The following is a 24,433-nucleotide window of genomic DNA, read 5'->3' on the forward strand; positions in this document are numbered from 1 at the left end:
CTAGATCGCTGTTCGGAAGAACAACTCCGCCACCGTGGCCAAATGGCGCGGGTCTTCAACGCCACATAGCTCGCGTGCCGAGTGCATCGACAAAAGGGGCACGCCGACGTCGACCGTCCGGATCCCCAGGCGGGTAGCCGTCAGTGGACCGATGGTAGAGCCGCACGGGACGTCGTTGTTGGAGACGAACTCCTGGTAGGGGATGCCCGCCTCGCCGCAGAGCCGGGCCCAGAAGGCCGCGCCGGTGGCGTCCGTGGCGTAACGCTGGTTGGCGTTGATTTTGAGGAGCGGTCCGCCATTGAGGATGGGCCGGTTGGTGGGATCGTGCCGCTCCGGGTAGTTGGGGTGGACGGCGTGGCCGGCATCCGCGGAAACACAGAACGACGCCGACAACGCCTGGCGCCATTGACTCACGGTGGCGCCGAATCCGTCAGAGATCCGGGTGAGGATGTCTTCGAGGATGGGTCCGCAGGCCCCGGAGCGCGAGGCCGAGCCGATTTCTTCGTGGTCGAAGGCCGCCAGGACGGCAATGGGGCCGGCGGTCGGCGCACCCGCGGTTGCGTGCGCGATGAGTGCCGCAAGCCCTGCGTGGGTTGAAGAGAGGTTGTCGAGCCGTCCTGAAGCGAAGAACTCGCCCTTGGCACCGAACTGCTCAGGCGCCTGGGTGTCCGCGACGACGATGTCGTAGCCGCCGATCTGGGCCGGATCCACGGAAGCCCCGGACACGGAGTCCGCCAGGATTGCCAGGACGTCCGCGGAACCGGGATCGCCGAGGCCGAATACCGGGTTCATGTGCTGTTGCTTGTCGAGCGTGAGGCCGTCATTGACAGCCCGGTCCAGGTGGATGGCCAACTGCGGGAAGCGGAGGAGCGGTCCGGTAGCTGTGAGGTGCTGGGTGCCGTACAGCATCACGAGCCGGCCCGCGAGCCGAAGCTCACGATCCAGCCAGGAGTTCAACAAAGGGCCGCCGTAGACCTCCACGCCGGCCTGGAGCCAGCCGAACTTGCCTGTCGTCGGCTTGGGCTTGAGCTTGAAGGACGGAGAATCCGTGTGGGCGCCAAGGATGTTGAACGCCGTAGTCGGAGTTGCGCCTTCGGGCGTCACCCAAGCAATGAGGGCGCCATCCCGGATCACGTAGAAGCGGCCAGCCCCGCCCTCCCATGGCAGAAGTTCATCAAGGGCCGTGAAACCTGCCGCATCGAGGCGGCGCGCGGCCTCGTGTACGGCGTGGAAGCTCGACGGCGATGCGCTCACATACGCGCCAAGGTCCTGGATGTGTGCTGCAGCGGAGTTCGAAGGCATGGCTTCGAGTCTAGCCGCGGCCGCTGACGACGCCGTTTCGGATCGGCGACGCGCAAACGGATCAGCGACCACTGCATCCGGGCATCCCTGGTCCGTTTGCGAGGCGCGAGGCAGTATCCGCGTCGCTAGTAATCCGGGTTGCTCGGGATCACGAGTCCTGTTTCGTAGGCGTAGACCACCACTTGGACCCTGTCGCGCAAGTGCAGCTTGGTGAGGATCCGCCGGACGTGGGTCTTGACCGTTGCCTCGGAAAGAAAGAACTTGTGGGCGATTTCCGCGTTGGACAGCCCTCCCGCGATAGCCTCCAGCATCTCGGTTTCGCGGGGCGTCAATTCTTCGAGCAGCGGATCGCGGGCCTGGGCTGTGGCCTGGCCGGGCACGCGACCCCCGCGGACGTAGGTCTCCAGGAGCCGCTGGGTGACCCTCGGAGCCACCACGGCGTCGCCGCTGGCCACGAGCCGGACGCCCTGGACCAACTCCGCAGGCGCAACATCCTTCAGCAGGAACGCGGAGGCCCCTGCCTGAAGGCCTGAGAAGGCATATTCATCGAGGTCGAAAGTAGTCAGGATGATGATCCTGGCGTTTGACGCCGAGGCCGTGATCCGCCGTGTGGCTTCAATTCCATCCACGGCAGGCATCCGGACGTCCATGAGCACCACGTCCGGTTCCAGTTCCTCGACCTTCCGGACTGCTTCGGCGCCGTCGGAGGCTTCGCCTACGACCTCGAGATCGTCTTCGCCTTCCAGGATCAGTCGAAATCCCATGCGCAGCAAGGGCTGGTCGTCCACCAGCAGAACCCTGATGGGAGCATTGTCAGTCATGATTTCCCCTTGTCGCCATTCCAGTTCAGCTCCGCATGAACGCGCCACCCGCCGTGTATTCCAGGACCGGCATCCACCGTTCCAGCATAGATTCCCGCACGTTCACGCATCCCCGCGATGCCTTGGCCCGTTCCCAGGACCGCCTCTTCGGTGCCCGGATCCCGGGAGCCCCGGCCGTCGTCGAGCACTTCAATGGTGACCGAGTCGCCCTCCCGCACGATCCTCACATCCACTTGGCTCGAGGAACGGCCGTACCTGAGCACGTTTGTCAGGGATTCCTGCACGATCCGGTAGACGGTGAGCTGGAACGCCGGGTCTTCAGGAAGGGCAGGTCCCGTGTGCGAATAGTGCAACGGCAGCCCTGCCGTCCGGAATCCATCGAGCAGCTTGCTTAGGTCGTGCCCGGAAACCAGGGGCTCCAAAGGAGCAGGACGTGCAGAGTCTTCCCGCAGCACGCCGAGGACGCGGCGCATGTCGGCCAACGCAGTCCGGCCCGTGCGGGAGAGTTCGCTAAGCACCTCACCCGCGCGCTCCGGATCCTTCTTGACCACAACGGCGGCGCCGTCCGAGAGGCTGATCATGACTGTGAGGGAGTGGGCCACGACGTCGTGCATCTCCCTGGCGATCCGGTTGCGTTCGGTGACGGAACCCAAGCGGGCCGTGCGTGCTGCCCAGGCCCTGATTTCGCTCTCATGCTCGCGGCGCTGCCGCACCGAAATGCCGATGCCGGTGGCGATGAGGTTGGACAACAAAATGCTGGCCGCGGCGGCGATGTTGCTGATGAGGTGGAAGTTCTCCGGAATCGCCTCTCCGTTGGATGGGGTCGCCGGGCTGGTCCACATGAACAGGTACACGAGGGTCAGCGGCAGGCTCGCCGCGCCAAACACCGTCAACGCGAAGGTCCTAGTCTTCGCCACGGCCACCGCATACAGCGCAAACCACAGTCCCGCGGAGACGTTCGAACCCCAGGGATTCAGCAGCGTCACGGCAACTTCGAGGACCGCAGCGGCCGCAGTGACACTGAGCGGATTGCGGCGTCGAAGGAACAGGATGGCGGCAATGGCGACGAGCAGCAGGGCGGCGAACCACTTGCCGTCCAGGATGCAGCTGATGAACGTGGGCAATGCCAACAGCGAATAGCAAAGCACCACCACCGCGTCCATGACCCGCGGGTGCTCAAAGAGATAGCGGCGGAACCTGCCACGGCGGCGCAGCGTGATTTCAGCAAAGGACGCGTCGGCCACGTGGGCCGACGCGTCCTGTGCTGGCAACTCTTCACTCATGGCTTGAGCCTAGTGGCCTTGCCTGGAGTGGGTGTCCTGGATTCCGAATCAGTCGATCGCGAATCAGACGTCGCGCTTCTTGAGCACAATGAGGGCAGGAACCATGAACAAGATGACGTAGCCAAGGAACACGAGGCCGCCCGCCCATGAATCCAGGGTGCCGTCTACGTGGCCGATCGACAACAAGCGGCCGCCGGCCTCACTGGGCAGGTACTGGGGGACGTACTTCCAGAAGTCTCCGGGTGCGAGGCCGAGGAATTGGCCGGCGAACGGGAGGACGAACATGATGCCCACCAGGACAGTGATGCCGCCGGCCGGGTTCTTCAGCAGTGTTCCGAGCGAGAGGCCGATCAGCGCGACCCCGGAGACGTAAAGGCCGCCGGTGAAAACGCTGTAGAGGACACCGTCCGTGTTCCATCCGAGGTCAAGGCCAAAGTTGGCGAACATGGGCGACGCCACCAGGAAGGTCACGACGCCGGCCACTACCGAAAGGACATACGAGACCACAACCAAGACAACGGCTTTGGCGCCGAAGGTGGAGAGCCGTCCCGGACCCGCGTTCATAGTTGACCGGATCATGCCGGTGGCGTACTCAGAGGCAATGAAGAGTACGGCCAGGGAACCCATGACGAGGATGCCGATGTTGAGTCCGGCGTTCGGCAGGTTGTAAAGATCGAATCCCGAACCTGGCGGGAAGGAGGCTACAGCTTGCTGCACCGTTTCCTTATGACCCTGCCGGCCGACTTCGACCATCTGGTTGATGAAGTTCCAGCGGACCAGGGCGGACAGCAGGCCGATGCCGACAATGGCCACGAAGGTCAGGACCAACAGGAGCTTGGTGCTCATGAGGGTCCGGAACTTGATGGATTCGGAGTTCAGTACCCGGAGGAACGTGACGCCACCGGTCCCGGCTGACGGGATCGCATGTTTCTTGCTGATGGTAGTGGTGCTCATGACTGGATCCCTTCCATGGTGGCAGCGGATGTGGCGCCGACGGCGGCGGGGCTTCCGTCCAGGGGCCCGCCTGCTGCTGCCGGTCCGCCGGTGATGTGCGAGTGGTATTCCACTTCGTCCTTGGTCAGCTGGAAGTAGGCTTCTTCCAGCGACGACGTGAGCGGAGTGAGCTCGTAAACGAGTACCCGGTTGTCGAGGGCGAGCTCGGCGATGCGGAGCGGCTCCACTCCGTACACTTCCAAGGTTTCACGTTCGTTCTGCTCCACCCGGACACCGTCGCGGGCCAGCAACTCGGACAAGCGCGTTGTCTCCGAGGTACGGACCAAAGTGCGCTTGCGGGACTGGCTCTCAATCAGCGCATCCACCGTGGTGTCGGCAATGATCCTGCCGCGACCGATCACAATGAGGTGGTCCGCGGTCTGGGCCATCTCGGACATGAGGTGGCTGGAAATGAAGATGGTCTTGCCCTGGCTTGCCAGGTAGCGTGCAAGGTTCCTGACCCACTGGACGCCCTCGGGATCCAGTCCGTTGACCGGTTCGTCGAGGATGAGCGTCTGGGGGTCACCCAGCAGCGCGTTGGCGATGCCAAGCCGCTGGCCCATGCCGAGGGAGAAACCTCCGGCTTTCTTCTTGGCAACCGCGGTGAGGCCTGTCATCTCGATGACTTCTTCAACGCGCGAGTTCGGAATCCCGTGGGTTGCGGCCATGGCGCGCAGGTGGTTGTACGCGCTGCGGCTGGTGTGCACCGCCTTGGCATCGAGCAGCGCTCCCACTTGGTGGAGCGGGTCTTTGTGCTGGGAGTAATGCTTGCCGTTGACGATGACGTCGCCCGAGGTCGGGCGGTCGAGACCCATGATCATGCGCATGGTGGTGGACTTGCCGGCGCCGTTCGGGCCAAGGAAGCCCGTGACTTTCCCGGGCTGTACGGTGAAGCTGATTCCGTCCACGGCTGTCTTTGCGCCGTAGACCTTCCTCAAGCCTGTTGCCTCAATCATGGAAGCGTTCCCTCCGCTTGCTGCAGCTATGTGGTGACTGTAGGTACAACGCTAGCCACCGGCACGGCGGAATTCGCCGGTCTCAGGGATGATTCAGGGGCCGGTCAGGGTAGTCCCTATGGATGATGCCGGCCGGGCCAGGTCTTCCCGACGCTAGGAAACTCTAGTAAAGCGGCGAATACACCCGCAGCGCCCGGCGCTTTACGGTGAACTCCGCGGTTCGCACACCAGGCAATGGCTCGCCGTCGACCGCTATCACTAGCGGTTCTCCGATCGCCTCGATACTGAGCTCCGCAGCCTCACTGAGGTGGGTCACCTTGGAGGTACCCACCGTTCCGGTAAGGACCGCCCACAGCAGACGAAGCCGCGCAAAAGGCTCATCGGCCGTGACCATGCGGATGTCCAACACGCCGTCGTCAAGCACAGGACGCGTCAGCGGCGCCAGGTCGCGCGGGTAGTAGCGGCCACGGCCCAGGTAGAGGATCCACAACTTGTGGGGGACGCCGTTGATCCGGAGGGTGGTCGGCGTTGCCGCGCCGAAGGTGCGCAGGCCTGCGACGAGTCCCGCGAGGGGCTTCCCCAGGGCGGGCTGCAGCCGTTCGCGTCGCCGCACGAGGTTGGGGTAGACACCGATGCTTGCCGTATTGAGCATGATGAACTCGGTGGTCTCGTCCTTGCCATCGACGCCGCGGCCCGCGCTCACATGGCCCAGGTCTGTCCATGCTGCTGCTCCCGTTTTGGCGGCCTGTAGGGCCCCTTCCAGCGATCGGGCGTCTACGTCACGTGCGAAATGGTTCAGCGTTCCGCCGGGCAGCACCAGTAAGGGCAACGAGTGCTCGACGGCGGCCGCCGCGGCAGTGCCGACCGTTCCGTCGCCGCCCCACACGCCTAAGGCCTTCGTCCCGGGCCGCCCTGCTGCGGCCCGGATTTCTGCAACCACGTCATCACCATCGGAAATCAGGCTTATATGCGACTTGGGGAATATTTCGCGAAGCTGCGTCTCGGTGTCCGGCGAGTAGGAACCGCCGAGGGCGTTGACCGCAATGCTTAGCCCCTCGCCGTCGCCGACTGCGGGGGCATCGGCCGGTGAACGGTCCGTTGCGGGAACCGGGGGCCGGGCCGGCCACCACTTTCGCGTCAGCAGGGCCGCTCCGGCGCCGATCGCCGAGCCGAGCACGACGTCGGAGGGCCAGTGGGCGCCGGTATGAACCCGGGAATACGCCACGCCCGCCGCTACCGGAGCCAGAACTGCACCAAGGCGGGGACTCACCAGCGCGACGCCAAGAGTGAATGCAACGGCGGATGCCGAGTGACCGGAAGGCATCGAGGAACTGGTGGGCTGCGGGTTGACAAAGCGGAAAGCCGGCAGGAGCTCGGGCAATGGCCGCGTCCGCGGAAGAAGCGTCTTGAAACCGAGATTGGTGACGGCCGACGCAACGCCAAGGGCCAGGAGTCCGTGGATCGCCGCGTTTCGGGGTTTACCGGGAAATGCCGCGCAAACGCCAGCGATAGCAAACCAGAGCTTGCCCTTGGTAGCGGCCTCCGAGAGGTTTTTCAGAACGGCGTCATGCGAGCCCTCCGGCCACCGCGAGACCGCTCGGACCGCCGCCCGATCTAGTCCCGTTATCCGGCCTGAGCCCCATCGCAGCATGCCTCGCATTCCACCAGACTATCGGCGGGCTGGTTAGGATGGGGGATACTCACCGTCGTTACCCCTCGCAAGCTCGAGGGAATCGGCACGCCGCGCCGGGCGTCACATAGGGTAAACCATCAGGTAGCACTCGGTCTTCTCCAAGAGAGCGATCATAGTCTTCGGGCATGCTCTCAAAGCCTCAACTCATCAACAGCGGCATCGGGGTGGCCGTTATCGGCATTGCCGCCGGCGCCTTCTTCGTGCTGAACGGCGTGCCGCAAACGGCCGCCGACACCACCGCCCGCACCGTCGCGGTCAGCGCAGCGGACCTCGCCGCCGTCTCTACGGCGAGCGGAAACGTCTCGCCCGCAAGCACCACGGTCATCAACGCGCAGAACTGCACCGGGCCCATCGCCACTGTTTCCGCCGTGACCGGTCAGCAAGTCACGGCCGGGCAGGTGCTGGTGACCATTGATCCGACGAACGCCCAGAACGCCCTGGCCGTCGCCCAGGCCCAACTGGATTCCGCCGCCGCGCAGGCAAACCAACAGCAGGCCTCAGCCAGCAACCAGGTAGCTTCTGCGAATCAGAGCCTGGCCAACGCCCAACAAACGGCCAACCTGGACGCGAGCCAGCAAGCCAGTGCCGTGGCCGCCGCGCAGACAGCCGTGAACAATGACAATGCGACTGTCGCTGCGGCTCAGACCGCTGCCAGCGCCCAGCCCAGCAGCCAGCCGGCCCAGAACGCACTCAATACGGCACAGGCCCAGCTGGCGAAGGACAACCAGGCACTGACCCAAGCCGTCAACCAGCAAGCCAGTTCGGCCCTCAAGGACAAAGAGCAGATCGCCTCGGCTGCGACGGCCCTGAATTCCGCCCAAAGCGGTGGCGGCGCCACATCCAATACGACGTCGGCCCAGATTGCCGTCGACACCGCAACCAAGAACCTGGCGTCCTGCTCACTCGCGGCCCCGGTTTCAGGAACGGTCACCGCTGTGAACGCCGTCGTCGGAGGCAATGCCGGCAGCAGCTCCGGCTCATCCGGGTCCTCGGCTTCCGGTTCTTCTGGAGCTTCCGGTTCCTCCAGCAGCTCTTCCACAAGCGCGGCGAGCACATCGTCCTCCGGACTGATCACCATCAGCGACACCGCGCATCTGCAGGTCATCGCCAACTTCGCCGAATCCGACATTGCCGCCATGAAGACCGGCGACTCCGCCACCTTCACCTTCCCGGCGCTCAAGACCGACCCCTCCGCGGCACCCGTCACCGGAACCATCACGGCAATCGCCCAGAACGCCACAACCACGAACAACGTGGTCAGCTACCCCGTGACGATCTCCATCAAGAACCCCCCGGCTGCCCTCCGGCTGGGCCAGAGCGCAAACATCTCCGTGACGACGGCGACCGCCAAGAGCGCTTTGACGGTGCCTTCGCTGGCCATCACCACCACGGGAACCAAGCAGACCGTCAACGTGATGAAGAACGGGACCTCGACGGCGGTGACCATCACCACCGGGATCACGGACAATGGCCGCACCCAGGTGCTCGCCGGACTCAGCGCGGGCGATCAGATTGAACTCCCGGCCATCTCCTCCACCCTGGACACCACCGGCACTACCGGACGGACCGGGACGGGCGGACTTGGCGGTACGGGCGGATTCGGTGGCACGGGTGGCGCCGGAGTTACGGGCGGCACCGGTGGCACCCGCGGAAATGGCGGGTAAGCAGCCGTGAACGACGCTGTCATCCAACTGGACTCCGTGAGCAAGATCTATGGCAAAGGGGAGGCCGAAGTACGGGCACTCGATTCCGTCAGCATCTCCATTGACCGGGGCGACTTCGTGGCCATCATCGGCGCCTCGGGCTCCGGAAAGTCCACGATGATGAACATCATCGGCTGCCTCGACGGCGCCACCCAGGGGACTTATCACCTGGACGGCATCGATACCGGGACCCTGGACGAATTCCAGCTCGCGCAGATCCGCAACCGGAAAATCGGCTTCGTCTTCCAGAATTTCAACCTGATACCGCGTACGCGGGCCGTGGACAACGTCTCCATGCCCCTCGCTTACGCAAAGGTACACCGCAAGGAACGGCGCGAGCGGGCCTTGGAAGTGCTCGATTCCGTGGGTTTGGCGGAGCGGGCCGACCACAAGCCTTCGCAGCTCTCCGGCGGACAGCAGCAGCGTGTTGCCATCGCCCGGGCGCTCGTGACCAACCCGGTGCTGCTGCTGGCCGACGAGCCGACGGGTGCACTGGACACCAAGTCCTCACACGAAATCCTGGATCTCTTCGAGTCCTTGCACGCCAACGGCCGGACCATTGTGATGATCACCCACGAGGCCGACGTCGCGGCGCGGGCCAACCGCGTGGTGCGCTTCCAGGACGGGCACATCATTGAGGACCACCGGATCCGTGCCGTTAATGCGCACCCTGTAGCGACGGCGGTGCCGGCATGATGATCGCCGAATCAGTTCGCTTCGCCTTGACCGGGGTGATGGCCAACAAGATGCGCTCCATCCTCACCACTCTGGGCATCTTGATCGGCATCGCATCCGTCATCATCCTGCTGGCCGTGGGAGCCGGAACCTCCAACGCCATCAAGGCCCAGATCGGCAAGCTGGGAACCAACGTGCTCACTGTGAGCCGCCAGACGACGGCGGGCGGCCGCGCCGCGGGCGGCGGGCAAGCCGTCACCGGTCCGCGGTCCCGCGGCACCAACCTCACGCTGCAGGACATGGCCGCGCTGACGGATCCTGTCATGGCCCCCGACGTCGCCGCGACGGCTCCGGTGGTCACGGCACAGAACGTCACGGGTACTTACGAGGACGCAACCCACGCGGTCGCAACGTTCGTGGGGACCACGCCGTCGTACTTTTCCATTTCGAACGACACCCTCGCGGCGGGGTCCTACTTCAGCGACGGTGACGCAAGCAGCGGCACCGCAGTGGCCGTGATCGGCAATACCGTGGCGCAGGACCTGGTGGGCAGCTCGGTGACCTCGGCCGTGGGGCAGACGATCGCCCTCAACGGCCAGAACTTCGTGGTCTCCGGCGTCCTGGCCCAAAAGGGATCCTCGGGCCTGAACGATCCAGACGACATTGTGGTGATCCCCTACAGTGCGGCCCAGGACAAGTTCACCGGATACTCGCCCTCCCTCGCCTCCATCACTGTCCAGGCGAAGTCAGCGGACGTCATGAACCAGGCCCAGAACGAGGTTCAGATGATCCTCGATGCCAGGCACAACGTCACCTCCGCCAACCGTGACTACCAAGTGCGGAACCAGGCGCAAATCCTCACGACGGCCACCACCACCACGGCCACACTGACCATCCTTTTGGGCGCCGTGGCAGGCATTTCGCTCCTGGTGGGCGGAATCGGCGTTATGAACATCATGCTCGTCACGGTCACCGAACGTACCCGCGAAATCGGCATCCGCAAGGCGATCGGAGCCTCGCGGGGCAGCATCGTGAGCCAGTTCCTGATCGAATCGCTCATCATTTCGCTGATCGGCGGGGTCCTGGGAATTGCCGCGGGCTACATCGGCAGCGCCTTCCCCCTGCTCGGAACGCAACCCGAAGTCCAGTGGTGGACCGTGTGGCTGTCGTTCCTCGTATCCGCGGCGATCGGTCTGATTTTCGGAATCTACCCTGCCAACAAGGCAGCGAAACTGCGGCCGATCGACGCCCTGCGGTACGAATAACCGCCCACAGTTCCACCTCCAGCAACTAAAAGAAACAGCCAACAGGAGATCCACAAATGTCCTATTCAGCACCGGAGCCCGGCCCCACGAACCAGCCGGAGCCCCAGCAGCCCTACACGCAACAGCCCTACGCCGGACAGCCGACAGCGGTCCTGCAAGCCACCGGCCAGGAACCTACCGGCCAGGGTTGGGGCCAACCCCAGACGCCGGAACCGTTCGTGCCCAAGAAGCGCTTCAAGATGGGTCGCCTGACGCAGATCCTCCTTGCAGTGCTGCTGGTTGCCGTCGGATTCTTTGCCGGCGTCGGCGTCACCAAGCTCATGGATGCCGGCCAGGCCCGTCCCGGCCGCGGCCAGTTCCAGAACTTCAACGGCCAGGGCGGCCAAGGCCGGAACCGGCAAAGCGGCGCTCCGACCAACGGGGCATCGCCGAGCGCAGTTCCTTCGGCTCCCGCCACCTCGGCGCCGTAACCACCCAACTGACTCGCAGTTGTTGTCGTTCTGAGCCTTCAAAACGACAACAACTGCGTGGGCCCACGCCGCCAGGGTTCCCTGGCCGAGCTTGCGAGGCGAGGGTGGCGGTGGGGATCAGTTGCCCTTAACCAGGGGCTTCGCGGCGCCGGCCAGCCACAGTGCGATCAGGATCGGCGCCCCGATGGCAAGCAGGGCCATGTGGATGCCGGTGTGGTCACCTAGGTATCCCAGAAGCGGCGGGCCCGCGAGAAACGCCACATAGCCGATTGTCGAGACCACCGAGACGCGCGCGGCTGCGTGTTTTGGATCATCGGCAGCAGCGGACATGCCCATCGGGAAGGCCAAGGCTGCGCCGATACCCCACAGGGCCGCACCCACCCCGGCAAGGATGAGGTTGCCCGCGAAAACGAAGAGAGCCAGCCCCACTGCTGCGGCGGCCATGCTGACCCGCAGCACGGCTACGCGTCCGAACCTGTCGATCGCACGGCCGCCAAGGAAACGCATCAGGGTCATCGCCGCCACGAAGAGCGCAAACAAAAGAGCGCCTGCCGATTCGGAAGTATTCAAGCCATCCACCGAGGCCTTGGCGATCCAGTCGTTTCCGGCCCCTTCCGTGAGGGTCGCTCCCAGCACCACCACACCGATCAACAGGGTGCGGGAGTCCCGCCAAGCCGACGGACCCTTGACAGGGGGCGCGCCGCCGTCGGGCATTGTTCCTGTGGCTTCGTGGGGCATGAAGTAACGCGGCGCCGTCAAAGTGAGAAGGACCACGACGCCGGCAATCACCAGCAGGTGCTCCGGAAGTCCAACGCCGATCTCGGACAGCCACGCGCCAACCAGCGCACCCACAAAGGCACCCCCGCTAAAAGCGGCGTGGAACTGCGGCATGATGGTGCGCCCGAGCCGGTGTTCGACGTCGGCCCCTTCGATATTCTGCGACACATCCCACAGGCCGACCCCCACACCGAAGAAAAACAGCGCCAGCGCGGTGGCGGCCACGGATCCGGCCATCAAGGAGAAGGCGATAGCCGCTCCGGCGGAGGCGGCCAGGAGCCCCGCGGCGCGGACGGTATTGGCCGTGCCGATCCTGCCTACAATCCAGCCCGCAGAGGGCAGCGCCACAAGGGACCCGACGGCGGTGCACAGCAGGAGTGTGCCCATCTGTCCGGACGTCAGGTGCAGGGTCTGGGTGACGGCGGGTATGCGGGCCGCCCAGCTGGCAAAGACGAGCCCGTTCATGCCAAAAACCAGGAAAGTGGCGATTGCCGCTGCTTTGACGTTCGGAGCGGTTCGGGTGCTGGTGGTCATACGATCACAACTTCCACGGAGAGATTTTCAAGTAAGGTGCGTTCTTCGGTGCTTGGATTTCGGTCCGTCACAATGACATCTACCGCGTCCATGGCTGCAACCAAGGCCACGGCCTGTGCATTCCATTTACTTCCAGTACAGGCCACGATCACCCGCCCCGCCGATTCCAGGCCTGCCCGCTTGATCGCGGCGTCCTCGAGATCGTGAGCCAACAGGCCGTCCTTAAGGTTGATGGCACACGGCGTCACGACGGCGGCGTCAAAGCGCAAGGAGCGGATGTTGGCCTCTGCCATCGGTCCCCGGAATGACTGCTCGCCGGGAACCAGGCTGCCACCGGCCAACAGGAGACCCGGACGCCGCCCAGAGGGAAGGTCCGTCGCCAGGAATTCCACCGCGCGAAGGGACATCGGCATGATGGTCAATTCCCGCGGCGCGAGCCGGCGCGCGATCTCCGTTGCCGTGGAACCGCTGTCCAGCCACACGTGATCGCGGTCGCGGAGCAACCGTTCGACGGCGACGGCGATTCTTTCCTTGGCGTCCTGGTCCTCCAGTTCGCGCTGCCCATAGCCGGGGTTGTCGCCGCGGTCCACGAGGCTGCGGGCGCCCCCATGCACCCGGCGGAGGACACCGTGGGACGCGAGGATTTCCAGGTCGCGTCGAATAGTGGCCCCCGATGCTCCGCATTCGGCAACGAGTTCGTCAACGGTGATCTCTTCGCGCTTGCGCAGCAGCTCGCCAATGAGCCGGTGGCGGTCAACAGTCCTCATGCTCATATGCTATCCGGAAATGATCATCTAATCATCCTTGGTGATCATATGGGCGCCTGGGCGCGGGAACTTAGGCGCCGAAGGCGCCCCGCGTGCCGAACGGCTCAGACGCTCGCTCACTTTTGAGGCGTTTCAGGCCGACGCTCGCTCACTAGAGGTGAGCGAGCGTTCCGTGGCGACCCGTCATAGGTGAGCGAGCGTTCCGAAAAAACGCACCAAAGGGGAGCGAGCGTCTTAGGCCGGGAACGCCGTCGCGCGCGGCCGGAGTCTGCTGGAAGTCAGCGCGCCCGCTCTACCCGGGACTCGTCCCAGACGGGCTCGGCGGATTCGTAGACTTTGCCGTCGGATCCGAAGACGAGGAAACGGTCGAAGGACTTCGCGAACCAACGGTCGTGCGTGACGGCCAGGACCGTGCCCTCGAACGCGTCGATCGCGCGTTCCAAGGCCTCGCCCGAGTGCAGGTCCAGGTTGTCCGTGGGTTCGTCCAGAAGCAGGAGCGTGGCGCCGGACAGCTGGAGGAGCAGGATCTGGAAACGCGCCTGTTGCCCGCCGGAGAGCGACTCGTACTTCTGCTCGGCCGAGCCCACCAGCCCGTAGGAGTCGAGCGCGCCGGAAGCGGCCTCGCGGCCCAGCCCGGAACGGTGTTCGTCACCCCGGTGCAGGATGTCCAGGAGCGTCCGGCCCAGGAGGTCCGGACGGGAATGGGTCTGCGCGAAGAATCCGGGCCGGATCCTGGCACCCAGTTTCACGGTGCCTTCGTGCGGAACTTCAGCGATTTCGACGTCGGAAACCGGCAAATGCTCGCGCTCCGGGTCGGTGCCGCCTGCAGCGAGGAGCCGCAGGAAGTGGCTCTTGCCCGAACCATTGGAACCGAGCACGCCCACGCGGTCCCCGAACCAGATCTCGGTGGAGAACGGCTTCATCAGGCCCGTGAGTTCAAGCTTTTCAGCCACCACGGCGCGTTTGGCCGTGCGGCCTCCCTTGAGGCGCATGTGCACGTTCTGCTCCAGCGGCAGGGCTTCAGGCGGTCCGGCCTCGAGGAACTTGGCGAGTCGTGTTTGAGCGGCCTGGTACTTGTTAGCCATGTCCGAGCGGAATGCAGCCTTGGTCTTGTACATGATGACGAGTTCCTTGAGCTTCAGGTGCTCCTCGTCCCAGCGCTTGCGCAGTTCCTCGAAGCGCGCGTTGCGGTCGATACGCGCTTCCACATAGGTGCCGAAACTCCCGCCGTGCACCCAGGCACCGGCCCCGTTGATGCCGGGCTCAAGGGTCACGATGCGGCCCGCGGCGTTGTTGAGCAGCTCGCGGTCGTGGCTGATGAAGAAGACCGTCTTCTTGGATTCGTTGAGCTTGCTTTCGAGCCAACGCTTGCCTGGAACGTCGAGGTAGTTGTCCGGTTCGTCGAGCAGCAGGAGCTGATCCGGCCCGGAGAACAGGGCCTCAAGCACCAGCCGCTTCTGCTCGCCTCCCGAAAGGCTCGACGCCGGTCGGTGCTGTGCGCGGTCAAAGGGGATGCCGAGCGCGGCCATGCAGACCTCGTCCCAGACGGTCTCGACGTCGTATCCTCCGGCGTCTCCCCAGTCCACGATCGCTTGGGCGTACCGCATCTGGGTTGGCTCGTCGTCGTGCTCCATCATGGCGAGCTCGGCGTCCTCGACCGCCTTGGCGGCCGCGGCGAGGGCCGGCGGCGCGGCGGAAACGAGCAGGTCACGCACGGTGGAATCATCGCGGACCTGCCCGACGAACTGTCGCATGATGCCCATGGTGCCGGAACGGCCCACCACTCCTTCGTCAGGCGTGAGATCGCCGGCGATGATCTTGAACAGGGTGGTCTTTCCCGTTCCGTTGGGCCCGATCAGGGCCGTTTTGCTGCCGTCCGGGACCTTGAAGGTCACACCGTTGAGCAGCTGGGTGCCGTCGGAGAGAAAGTAGTCGATGCCTGAAACGTCAATATGGGCCACTGCCCAATCTTCCCACGGACCGCGGGGGACTCCTCAGCCGCTCGCTCAGGCCGACGGTTCGCCGATTACCGCGCCGGTGAGATAGCGCTGGATTGTTGGCCCTAGCGCTTGGACGACGACGGCGTGCGGGGCCGAAGCGATCGGCTCCAGTTTGATCAGGTAACGGGTCAGGATGAGTCCGGAAAGCTGCGATGCCACCAGGCTTCCGCGCCACGAAGCCTCTTCCGCGGGGACACCAAGGCCAGCGAGCAACGGTTTGATAGCCCGGTTGAGGATGAACTCGCGGACCAGTGCCGCACTCCATTCGTGTTGCATGGCCGTGCGGAGAACCGCGACTCCGGCCGCCCCCGCGGACGAGTCCCAAACTGTCAGGAAGCGCGATACCAACCGCTCCCCGACGCCGTCCCGCGGCCCGTCAAGGACAGCCGTCAGGTGTTCCTTGGGATCCACGGGTGACTCGAGTGCAGCCATGAACAGCTGCTCCTTGGTGCCGAAATGATGGTTGATCATGGATGGATCCACGCCGGCCTCGGCCGCGATGGCCCGGACTGTTGCCGCATCATATCCCTTGCGGCTGAACTGTTCGCGGGCCGCACGGAGAACCGCGTCCCGGCTGCTCACCTGTCCCGGGCGGCGACCCCTGTTCACACCGGTTTCCGATTCACGGCGGGCTTCCGGCGCGCAAAGTCCGGGGCGTGCTCGGGCCGCGGCCCGAAGGCGATCATGAGCGCTGGAAGTTTCCCGAACCAGGGTACGTGGCGGGCGACAAAGACCACCGGACCCGGCGGGCCCACCAACTGGCCCTTAACTGCGGGGCCGAAGACCGCTTTCTGGATGAGGAGCTGCATATTCTGGATCACCACGGTGGGGAACCAGCGGCGCTTCTGCACCGAAGCGAGATCTGCCTCGCCAAGGGTGCCCTGAAGCAATGGGCGGGCGATGCACTGGGCCGCGGCAACGGCGTCCTGGATAGCCAGGTTGATCCCCACACCGCCTGCGGGAGACATCGCGTGGGCGGCGTCTCCGATGAGGAGGAGGCCTGGTTTGTGCCAGGGCTTGATCCGGTTGAGCTTCACATCGAGCAAATGGAGATCGTCCATGGACCTGATTTCATCCACGCGGTCCGCCAGATCCGGGCGGATTCGGGCCACGCGGGCACGGAAGCTCTCCACCCCTTCGGCACGCATTTGCGGGTCCTTGCCCTTCTCCGCGATGTAGCCGATCTGGTAGAAGTCCTTGCGCGTCAGGCTGAGGAGCACATCGGTGCCGGAGAAGCGGGGCATGATCGAGGCCAACTGTCCCTGTTCGTCCGCGCGCCGGGAGAGCCTGAACCACCAGGTGTCGAAGGGCACGGGGAACTCGCGGGGGACCAGTCCTGCCTTCTGCCGGAGCACCGAGCTGCGGCCGTCGCATGCCACCGTCAACGTCGCGCGAAGCTCCCCCGTCCCGGTTTCCACTCCGGACGCCGCGTCCCGGATGCGGTACGCCACCCCGGCGACCTTCCCGCCGTCGTCGTACAGCAGATCCGTGGCCTCGGTGTTCATCCGGAGCGTGAACTGCGGCTCTTGCTGTGCGGCGTCCACCAGGAAATTCAGGAGGTCCCACTGCGGAACCATGGCTACGTAATCGTAGGGTGGCTTGAGGCGATCGAAGTCGACCAGGGTCACTTCCTTGCCGCGCGCGGGGAGTTTGAAATTGCCGAGCTTGCTTTGGGGCAAAGCCCGGAATCCCTCGCCCAGCCCAAGCTCATCCAAGAGACGGATGGTGGAGGGGTGGACAGTGTCGCCGCGGAAGTCGCGCAGGAAGTCGGCGTGCTTTTCGAGGACGGTGACCTCGACGCCGGCCCGGGCCAGAAGGAGTCCGAGCATCACCCCCGCCGGGCCCCCGCCCGCGATGACGCACGTGGTGCTTTCAGGCTGGTTCATGGCCCTTCCCGGGGTTGAACTTCATTTCCGCAACTAATTCAACAAGCGTTGAATTAAGTGTGCACCCGCCAGGGAGACCTGTCCAGAGGAGTGCGCGGCCCCTCCCTGCGACGCTCGCTCACATATATCCCCCTTTCCGGCGACGCTCGCTCACATACGGCCGCAATACTGTTCAGCACAGTCTGGCGCGCTCAGGAATGTTCCGTTTACGTGCCGATGTGGCCCGGGTACGGGGTGTGCGGCAAGTTCGCGATGATCGCTGCGAACAGGACAATGTAGGCGACGAAAAACAGGACCCAAAGGATGAACAGGCCGATCCCCACCCAACCGAGGACCTTTCCTTCCTGCGCCGCTATTCCGAATCCCTCGGCCTTCTTTGCCTGCATGATCGCCAAGGGTCCGAAAACAACGCCCAATGAGAAGATTCCGATCACGCCGAACACAGCCGCCAGGCGCGCGTGCCTCATGCCCTCCATGTACCACTGCAACTGATCCATGCTCACAGGGCGTTGATCGGACGGTGGTGGGTAAGCGGACTGAAATCCTTGCTGCGGCGTCGACATGGGTTCCCCTCGTTGCTGTTGCTCCTTAGCGTTACCTTCCAGCAGAAGGCGCGGCGTGACAGCCTGAGAATACGTCCATCCAGAGAACAAACACCAGCGGTCTGCGGACGGCTCAGCCAGCCGCAGTGAGGAACGATTTGAGCAGCGGGCCGCTGGTTGTCGCACCGAGCCCACCGTCTTCCACGAACACTGCCACCGCCAGATCTCCGTGCACTGCGACAATCCAGGCGTGCGTCTTGGGCGGATTGTCGTTTCCGAACTCGGCCGTCCCAGTCTTCGCGCCAACGGGTGCCCCCGGCACCGACGCGAGGAAACCCGCGTGGCCGGAGGTCACCACAGCCCTCATCATGTCGCTAAGCGCGGCTGCCTCCGCCGGCGTAACCGGCTTGTCGGACGCTGGCGCGGCCGGAGACGCTGGCGCGACGGGGGAGGCCGACGACGACGGCGCGCCGGACGCCGTCGGGGTGGCACCGGCGGAGGGTGAGGCTGAGCCGGGGTTAAGGACGAGTTGCGGCGACACGGGCGCGCCGTGGGCCACCGAGGCGGCCATAATGGCAGCGGCCAGCGGGGAAAGCAGCACTTTGCCCTGGCCGATCATCGAAGCCGCGTGCTCGGTGCCGTCGGCGTTTCCCGGCACGGATCCCAGGAAGGCATCGGCCCCCAGTTTCGGGGCTTGGACTGCCACTCCCAATGAAGTTGCCGCGGATTCGAGCTGGGCTTGGCTGACCTTGTCCCGGGAACTGATGAAGGCTGTGTTGCACGAATGGGCAAAAGCGTCCCGCAAAGCAACCGAGCCGAGCGATGACGCCGGATAACCTTCGGCGTTCTTGAAGGTCCGGCCGTCCACAGTAATTGTCGGCGTGCAGTCCACCTTGGAATCCGGCGTCATTCCGTTGCGGATCAAGGCGAGGGAATCAACGATCTTGAACGTCGAACCCGGCGCGTACTGCCCCAGCATCGCCGTGTTGTAGCCGTTGCTTCCAGGGCCGGAGGCCGCTGCGAGAACGGCGCCGGTGGAGGGGCGGAGCGCCACTATGGCCGAGGCCGGGCCGACGCCGCCCAAGGTGTCTTCAGCGAGTTGCTGCAAACGCGGATCCAGGGTGGTCTTCAACGGATCGCCGGGCTTCACATTGACGGCAAAAAGCAATCGGCGGGGGTCGGGCCTCGCGGCCTTGATCTGGTCGTCGGTCATGCCCTGCGGCCGGGTCTTGATGGAGACTCCATCCTGACCTCGGAGTTGCGCGTCATACTGCTCCTGCAGGCCGCCTGTTCCCACAGTGTCTCCTACCTTGAGGGCACCCCCGGCCTTTTGGATCTGTTCGGCGCTTGCCTCAGCCGCGGTACCCAACACAGCCCGGGCGAAGGTGCGGGTCGGTGCCAAAGGCAGAAAATCTGGAATGCCACGAGCGCCCGGAATCGAGGCGATCTGCTGGTCTGTGACTGTCCGGTTTCCGTCCTCGCGCAGGGTGATGGCGCTGACGAATGCCTGTGGGCCGGATGCCTGGACCTGTTTCACATACGCGGCTTCGTCCACGCCGACCAGTTGGGCAAGTTTCGCCGCCGAAACAGCGGGATCCGCCGATCCAATCGTGGTCTTATCGATGCCCACGTGAACCACTGGACGGTAGCTGACCAATTTCGCGTCCCCAGCGCCGAGGATATCGGCCCTGGACGGGGAAGTGACGGTCTTGTCCAGGACTTCGCCGTCCTTAAGGTCCGGCTCCAAGAGTGTCGTAGTCCATTGGACGGCCCACTTGTCGCCGGATTTCTTCAGCGCGGCCTGGGAGGTGTATTTCCACTCCGCAGTTCCGATCTTCCACGTGAAGTTGAGCGGGACCGACGCCTTGTCGCCGTCGAGCTTCACAGCGCCGCTTTCAACGGACGGCTTGGCCGGATCGAGGGCCGCAAACACGGCCTTGAGCTGCTCGTTCGCCGCTGCGGCGTCTTTGCCGTCAACGGCGAGCGATCCGACGTCGAGCGCTGCCAGGGACGACGCGAGCTGCTTCGCAGCGCCTTCCGCCCCGGAGCGGCCGTCATCACAAGCGGTCAGCGAGCCTGCAATCATCAGGGCGGCAAGCCCCAGGACAAGATTCTTGGTTTTCCCCATTTGCGCAATTATGCCTCCTTGGGCCGACCGGAATGATCCAAATCACAGCACGTTGCGCTTTTGTGATGCTTCAGGCGCCTGGGCTTCCCGCAGATCCTACTGGCTCCGGATGATCCTGCGCTGGGTTGCCGCTGCGATGGCCGCCGTCCGGTTGTCGACGCCCAGCTTGCCGTAAATGTGCACCAAATGGGTCTTGACTGTGGCCTCGGAAATGAAGAGTTGCTTCGCCATCGCACGGTTGCTCATGCCAGTGGCGAGGAGCTCCACGAGTTGGACTTCACGCGCACTCAGGGCGTGCACCGGATTGCGGATCCGCCCCATGAGCCGCGCGGCGACCTCTGGCGCAAGGGCTGTTTGACCCGCTGCCGCAGACACCACAGCCTCCCGGATTTGCTCGGGTGGCGCGTCTTTGAGCATGTATCCGCTGGCACCGGCTTCTACTGCGGCGAGAATGTCGGCGTCGTTGTCGTAGGTGGTCAGGATCAGGACCGGCGGTGGGGGAGTTCCGGCTTCACCGGCTTTGATCTTGCCGGTAGCGGTGACGCCGTCCATCCCCGAGCCCATTTGCAAGTCCATGAGGACCACGTCCACGGGTTCTCCGAGGGTGTGGAGCTTTGCCAGTTCAGCCAACGCGGCGCCCCCGTCGGCCGCTTCCGCCACCACTTGGACGCCTTCAAAATCGGCAAGCATGGCCCGGAGCCCTGCGCGGACCACGGGATGATCGTCAACCAGTAAAACCCTGATGTTGTTGCTCATGGGGATGCCTCCAAAGCCGGGTTGCCAGTACCCAAGGGCAGCCGGATTGCCACCACGGTCCCCTCGCCGGGAGCCGACTCGACGTCGAGCGTTCCTTTCAGGGCCGCAAGCCGCTCGCGCAGGCTTTTGAGCCCGACGCCGGTTCCGTCACCGCGGATTGCCGCGGCAGCGGCCGCCGCGGGATCGAAGCCCGTGCCGTCGTCGAACACGTCCATGGTCACTTCGGCGTCCAGGAAGGACAGGGTGACGACGGCGGTGCTCGCCTGGGCATGCGCCCATACGTTGGCCAAGGAAGACTGCGCCGCGCGCAACAAGGTGGTCTGGTAAGGGTTGGGCAGCGCCACCGGCGTGCCCTGGAGCTCGAAGCGGCAGCGCAACGTGGCTCCGCGGGCGGCGGCCTCTGCCTCGGTCCTTGAGCAGAGGCGACGCAGCGTGTCTGCAAGGGTGGACTCGGCCAGCTCCGGGGACCCGAGGCCGCGGACGAAATTGCGGGCCTCCGCCAGGTTGCTGGCTGCTGTCTCCCGGACGGTCCTGAGCCGGTCGCGGGCCGCAGCGTTGTCACCGGCGTCAAGGGCTTTCTCGGCGGAGCGCCCCATCAGGACGATGCTTGAGAATCCCTGAGCGAGGGTGTCGTGGATTTCGCGGGCGAGCCTTTCGCGCTCGGCCAGCGCACCGGCGTCGTGCTGGCTTTGTGCCAGCTCGGCCCGTGTGCGGCGCAATTCCTCAGCGGCGAGCCGTTGGTTCTCCGCCTCGACGTACAGCGCCCGATACGCCAGGCCGGTGACAACCGCGAAGGCGGCCCCGAAAACAGGCCCGAGAACCATGGCAAGTTGCAAGGCATCCGCCCCGGCACCACGGTTATGGAACCACATGGCCGTGATAAGCAGGGCCGTGCTGGCAGCAATGGCCGGCAGGGAGAAGCGCCGCGGCAAGATATGCAGTTGCAGGAAGAACAACGGGAAGGCTATCCAAGCGAAGTCCGGACTGATGAGCATGAGCAGCAGCCACAGGAAACCCACGACGGCGAGCCACCAGCGCGCGTAGGGCTGCGGATCGAAGCGCTCAGGATTGCCGGCGTGCCTCTTTTCGAGAACCGTCCCCACGAGGTAGACAGCAGCCAGTAGCAGCGCAAGGCCGAGGCCGGAACCGGTGGCCAAAGGGGAAAGTCCCGCCACCGCAAGCCTGAGGACGGCGACCAGCAGAAGCACGGCGAAACCGACGTGCAGGCTCACGCGCAGGACACGCAAAATCATGGCCGAGCCACTGGGCTGCGCCGTCTCTTTGGGCTGCGCTGTGACGCTGGGCTGCGCGGTGGCTTGCGGCAAATCGTCTCCCTGCATGCCCTCCAGCGTAGTCTCGCCCGCCGACACTCTTGCCCCGATTCCGTGGTATTCGGGCCCAATCAACCAAACGGTTGATCCGCGGGTCAACCAAGGCGATCGGATGAGTCCATCCACTTCCTGATGTTTCACGCGCCAACTGCCCGGAGAGTTGAAACAGAACCAGAAGATCGCCTCCGAACCAAAGGAATTCCATGTTTCTCGCAGTGCGCGACATCCGCTTCGCCAAGGGCCGCTTCGCCCTCATGGGAAGCGTCGTCGCCCTCATCACACTCCTTCTCGTCATGCTCTCCGGACTGACCGCCGGCCTCGGCAACCAGTCGACGTCGGCCATTGCAGGCCTTCCAGCGCAGCAAATCGCCTTCGGCGCGCCCGCCGGTGGCGAGGCCAAGGCGTCTTATACGGAATCGGAGGTGTCCAACAAGCAGCTCGAAGCCTGGCGGAACCGGCCGGGTGTTGCTTCTGCCGAGGCCGTGGGTATCAGCCAGACGCGGTTCCAGTCCCTCGATTCCTCCAATAATGCCGCGGGCACCGCCAACGTCGCGGTCTTCGGGGCCGACGGCGGCATCTCGCCAGTGGCGGTCAAGGAGAGCGAGGTGGTGGTCGGGGAGTCCTTGGCGAAGGAACTGAGGCTGACTATCGGGAGCCGGGCGACCGTGGGCGGTACCAGCCTGACGGTTTCGGCCATTACCCAGGACGAGTGGTATTCGCACACGGGGGTCGTCTGGACCTCCCTGGCCACGTGGCAGAAGCTCGCACATATTCCTGCCGGGGAATCGATTGGGACGGTCCTCGCGGTGACGTACGACGCCGGTGCCTCCGTGGACCTCGACGCCGCCAATGCGGTGGCCGGTAGTGTCAGCGCCACCCCCAGCGGCTCATTCCAGGCCCTCGGCTCCTACAAGAGCGAAAACGGCTCCCTGATGCTCATGCAGGCTTTCCTCTACGGCATCTCGGCGCTTGTCATCGTGGCATTCCTGACCGTCTGGACTGTTCAGCGCACACGGGACATCGCGGTGCTCAAGGCCATGGGTGCCTCCTCCGGCTATGTGGTGCGGGACGCATTGGTCCAAGCGGGCATCGTCTTGCTCGCCGGCGCGGGACTGGGTGGGGGCCTTGGTGTGCTGGGCGGCTCCTTCGCCGCCAAGGCGGCCCCGTTCCTCGTGACTCCGCTGACTACGCTCGTCCCGATTGCCGGGATGGTGATCCTCGGCCTTGGCGGTGCAGCGGTTGCCGTACGCAGCATCACCCGAGTGGATCCGCTGATCGCCCTCGGCGGCAACTAGGCCATTCGAACAAGTTAATATTCCACGAAAGGCATATTCATGAACTCCGCACTAAACCTCGTCAATGTCACCCTGGAATACCCCGACGGAGACTCCACCCTCAAGGCCCTGGACGCCGTGGATCTCCGCGTGGACGCCGGCGAATTCTGTTCCCTCGTGGGCCCGTCCGGCTCAGGAAAGTCCTCGCTTCTGGCCGTGGCGGCAACACTGGTCCGGCCAAGTTCCGGGCTCGTCATCATCGACGGCACGGATGCCACCGGACTCAAGGACACAGAACTCACTTCCATGCGCCGGGAAAAAGTGGGCATCATCTTCCAGCAAGCCAATCTCCTGCCGGCACTGACCGCCGTCGAGCAGCTGATCATCGGCGACCACCTCCGGGGAAAGCCCGCCGCTAAGGCACGAAAGCGCGCTACGGAACTGCTCGACGTCGTCGGGCTCGGGACTTCACTCAATAAGCGGCCGCACCAGCTCTCCGGAGGAGAGCGGCAGCGCGTAAACATCGCGAGGGCGCTCATGGGCCAGCCCCGGGTGCTGCTCGTCGACGAGCCGACGGCTGCCTTGGATCACGAGCGCAGCGAATCGATCGTGCGGTTGCTGCGGCAGGTCACGGACGAATTCGCGACGGCGACCGTCATGGTCACGCACGACACCGAGTTCCTGCCGCTCACCGATTCGGTCGCAACCATGCGGGACGGGCGCCTCGGTTTAGGAGTACCCGTCAGCCCAACTAACTCGCATTAGATGTCGTTCTGAGCCCTCAAAACGACACTTACTGCGAGTCAGTTGGCGAAGGCGAGGCGGGTCAGCCGCCGATTAAAGCCTCGTCATGGGCATCGTCATAGGCATCACGGGCCTTGAGAATACTGGGCACGTGGTCCTCCGCCCAGAGACGCAAAAGGTTCAATGGCTCCAAGAGGGAAGCTCCAAGCTCGGTCAGTTCATAGTCGACGCGCGGGGGCACCTGCGCGTGGACCGTCCGGGTGATGAGACCGTCGCGCTCCAGGGTGCGAAGGGTCTGGGTGAGCACCTTGGGCGTCACCACGTGGACCATCTTGCGAAGCTCGGAGAAACGGATGGGGCCGTCCGCGAGGACCTGGACCACCAACGAGGCCCATTTGTCGCCGATGCGCTGAAAGATCACTCGAGACGGGCAATCAGGGTCGAGGATGTTCGCTGGCAGGTCGGTGGTATCCATGAGGTAACTAAGTTCCTTTGAAGCTATCAGTATCAATTAGATACTGTTTTGATATTGC

At 64.6% G+C, this 24,433-nt stretch carries 22 protein-coding genes; 6 read left to right on the forward strand and 16 right to left on the reverse strand.

Annotated features, from left to right (window positions below; genetic code table 11):
* From AB4074_RS04890 to AB4074_RS04915, 6 genes are all read right to left on the reverse strand, one after another.
* Entirely contained in the window at positions 1-1,302 is a 1,302-nt protein-coding gene (locus AB4074_RS04890; protein WP_441412358.1) for a M18 family aminopeptidase, read from the reverse strand.
* Between the two features lie 125 nt (positions 1,303-1,427).
* Complete coding sequence (locus AB4074_RS04895; RefSeq protein WP_441412359.1) at positions 1,428-2,123, reverse strand: response regulator; 696 nt, start codon at positions 2,121-2,123, stop codon at positions 1,428-1,430.
* Positions 2,120-3,406, reverse strand: coding sequence for a sensor histidine kinase (locus AB4074_RS04900; RefSeq protein WP_441412360.1), 1,287 nt, complete (start codon positions 3,404-3,406; stop codon positions 2,120-2,122). Before AB4074_RS04900 ends, AB4074_RS04895 begins: the two co-directional genes overlap by 4 nt.
* A gap of 63 nt (positions 3,407-3,469) precedes the next feature.
* Complete coding sequence (locus tag AB4074_RS04905; RefSeq protein ID WP_441412361.1) at positions 3,470-4,360, reverse strand: ABC transporter permease; 891 nt, start codon at positions 4,358-4,360, stop codon at positions 3,470-3,472.
* A complete protein-coding gene (locus AB4074_RS04910) occupies positions 4,357-5,355 on the reverse strand; it encodes an ATP-binding cassette domain-containing protein (RefSeq protein WP_441412362.1) in 999 nt (332 codons plus the stop codon). Before AB4074_RS04910 ends, AB4074_RS04905 begins: the two co-directional genes overlap by 4 nt.
* A gap of 163 nt (positions 5,356-5,518) precedes the next feature.
* The gene (locus AB4074_RS04915; protein WP_441412363.1) at positions 5,519-7,015 is read right to left on the reverse strand and encodes a bifunctional phosphatase PAP2/diacylglycerol kinase family protein; all 1,497 of its coding nucleotides are present in this window, start codon (positions 7,013-7,015) and stop codon (positions 5,519-5,521) included.
* A gap of 158 nt (positions 7,016-7,173) precedes the next feature.
* On the opposite strand from AB4074_RS04915, the gene AB4074_RS04920 reads away from it, so the two are divergent.
* The 4 genes from AB4074_RS04920 to AB4074_RS04935 are packed head-to-tail and all read left to right on the forward strand — an operon-like array spanning position 7,174 to position 11,161.
* The gene (locus tag AB4074_RS04920) at positions 7,174-8,712 is read left to right on the forward strand and encodes an efflux RND transporter periplasmic adaptor subunit (RefSeq protein ID WP_441412364.1); all 1,539 of its coding nucleotides are present in this window, start codon (positions 7,174-7,176) and stop codon (positions 8,710-8,712) included.
* Between the two features lie 6 nt (positions 8,713-8,718).
* A complete protein-coding gene (locus AB4074_RS04925; protein WP_234752919.1) occupies positions 8,719-9,447 on the forward strand; it encodes an ABC transporter ATP-binding protein in 729 nt (242 codons plus the stop codon).
* Positions 9,444-10,691, forward strand: coding sequence for an ABC transporter permease (locus tag AB4074_RS04930; protein WP_441412365.1), 1,248 nt, complete (start codon positions 9,444-9,446; stop codon positions 10,689-10,691). Before AB4074_RS04925 ends, AB4074_RS04930 begins: the two co-directional genes overlap by 4 nt.
* Positions 10,692-10,747: 56 nt before the next feature.
* On the forward strand, positions 10,748-11,161 hold the full coding sequence (locus tag AB4074_RS04935; RefSeq protein WP_441412366.1) for a hypothetical protein: 414 nt from the start codon (positions 10,748-10,750) through the stop codon (positions 11,159-11,161).
* A gap of 117 nt (positions 11,162-11,278) precedes the next feature.
* Here AB4074_RS04935 and AB4074_RS04940 read toward each other — a convergent pair whose 3' ends face one another.
* The 9 genes from AB4074_RS04940 to AB4074_RS04980 all read right to left on the reverse strand — a co-directional run bounded on the left by AB4074_RS04940 (position 11,279) and on the right by AB4074_RS04980 (position 21,804).
* Complete coding sequence (locus AB4074_RS04940; RefSeq protein ID WP_441412367.1) at positions 11,279-12,472, reverse strand: MFS transporter; 1,194 nt, start codon at positions 12,470-12,472, stop codon at positions 11,279-11,281.
* On the reverse strand, positions 12,469-13,239 hold the full coding sequence (locus tag AB4074_RS04945; RefSeq protein ID WP_441412368.1) for a DeoR/GlpR family DNA-binding transcription regulator: 771 nt from the start codon (positions 13,237-13,239) through the stop codon (positions 12,469-12,471). The genes AB4074_RS04940 and AB4074_RS04945 overlap by 4 nt, the downstream gene beginning before the upstream one ends.
* Before the next feature lie 278 nt (positions 13,240-13,517).
* Entirely contained in the window at positions 13,518-15,200 is a 1,683-nt protein-coding gene (locus tag AB4074_RS04950; protein ID WP_441412369.1) for an ABC-F family ATP-binding cassette domain-containing protein, read from the reverse strand.
* A gap of 45 nt (positions 15,201-15,245) precedes the next feature.
* Positions 15,246-15,821 (reverse strand): TetR/AcrR family transcriptional regulator, encoded by a 576-nt coding sequence (locus AB4074_RS04955; protein ID WP_441412370.1) that lies wholly within the window; start codon positions 15,819-15,821, stop codon positions 15,246-15,248.
* 23 nt (positions 15,822-15,844) lie between these two features.
* Entirely contained in the window at positions 15,845-17,125 is a 1,281-nt protein-coding gene (locus AB4074_RS04960) for an FAD-dependent oxidoreductase (RefSeq protein WP_441412371.1), read from the reverse strand.
* 206 nt (positions 17,126-17,331) lie between these two features.
* Complete coding sequence (locus AB4074_RS04965) at positions 17,332-17,628, reverse strand: hypothetical protein (RefSeq protein WP_441412372.1); 297 nt, start codon at positions 17,626-17,628, stop codon at positions 17,332-17,334.
* A gap of 172 nt (positions 17,629-17,800) precedes the next feature.
* Positions 17,801-19,795, reverse strand: coding sequence for a penicillin-binding transpeptidase domain-containing protein (locus AB4074_RS04970; RefSeq protein WP_441412373.1), 1,995 nt, complete (start codon positions 19,793-19,795; stop codon positions 17,801-17,803).
* A 96-nt stretch (positions 19,796-19,891) separates the two neighbouring features.
* Positions 19,892-20,551 carry a response regulator gene (locus AB4074_RS04975; protein ID WP_441412374.1) on the reverse strand — a complete coding sequence of 220 codons (660 nt, stop codon included), beginning with the start codon at positions 20,549-20,551 and terminating at the stop codon, positions 19,892-19,894.
* A complete protein-coding gene (locus tag AB4074_RS04980; protein WP_441412459.1) occupies positions 20,548-21,804 on the reverse strand; it encodes a sensor histidine kinase in 1,257 nt (418 codons plus the stop codon). The genes AB4074_RS04975 and AB4074_RS04980 overlap by 4 nt, the downstream gene beginning before the upstream one ends.
* A 281-nt stretch (positions 21,805-22,085) precedes the next feature.
* On the opposite strand from AB4074_RS04980, the gene AB4074_RS04985 reads away from it, so the two are divergent.
* Both AB4074_RS04985 and AB4074_RS04990 read left to right on the forward strand, forming a co-directional pair.
* A complete protein-coding gene (locus AB4074_RS04985) occupies positions 22,086-23,177 on the forward strand; it encodes an ABC transporter permease (RefSeq protein ID WP_441412375.1) in 1,092 nt (363 codons plus the stop codon).
* Positions 23,178-23,216: 39 nt separating this feature from the next.
* Positions 23,217-23,921, forward strand: coding sequence for an ABC transporter ATP-binding protein (locus AB4074_RS04990; RefSeq protein ID WP_441412376.1), 705 nt, complete (start codon positions 23,217-23,219; stop codon positions 23,919-23,921).
* A 61-nt stretch (positions 23,922-23,982) separates the two neighbouring features.
* Here the strand turns inward: AB4074_RS04990 and AB4074_RS04995 are convergent, their stop codons facing one another.
* Positions 23,983-24,375: a winged helix-turn-helix transcriptional regulator gene (locus AB4074_RS04995; protein WP_441412377.1), complete on the reverse strand. Its 393-nt coding sequence runs from the start codon at positions 24,373-24,375 to the stop codon at positions 23,983-23,985.
* Positions 24,376-24,433 lie beyond the last annotated feature (58 nt).

Origin of the sequence: Arthrobacter sp. 2MCAF14, assembly GCF_052115645.1 — a bacterium.
Taxonomy (GTDB): domain Bacteria; phylum Actinomycetota; class Actinomycetes; order Actinomycetales; family Micrococcaceae; genus Arthrobacter.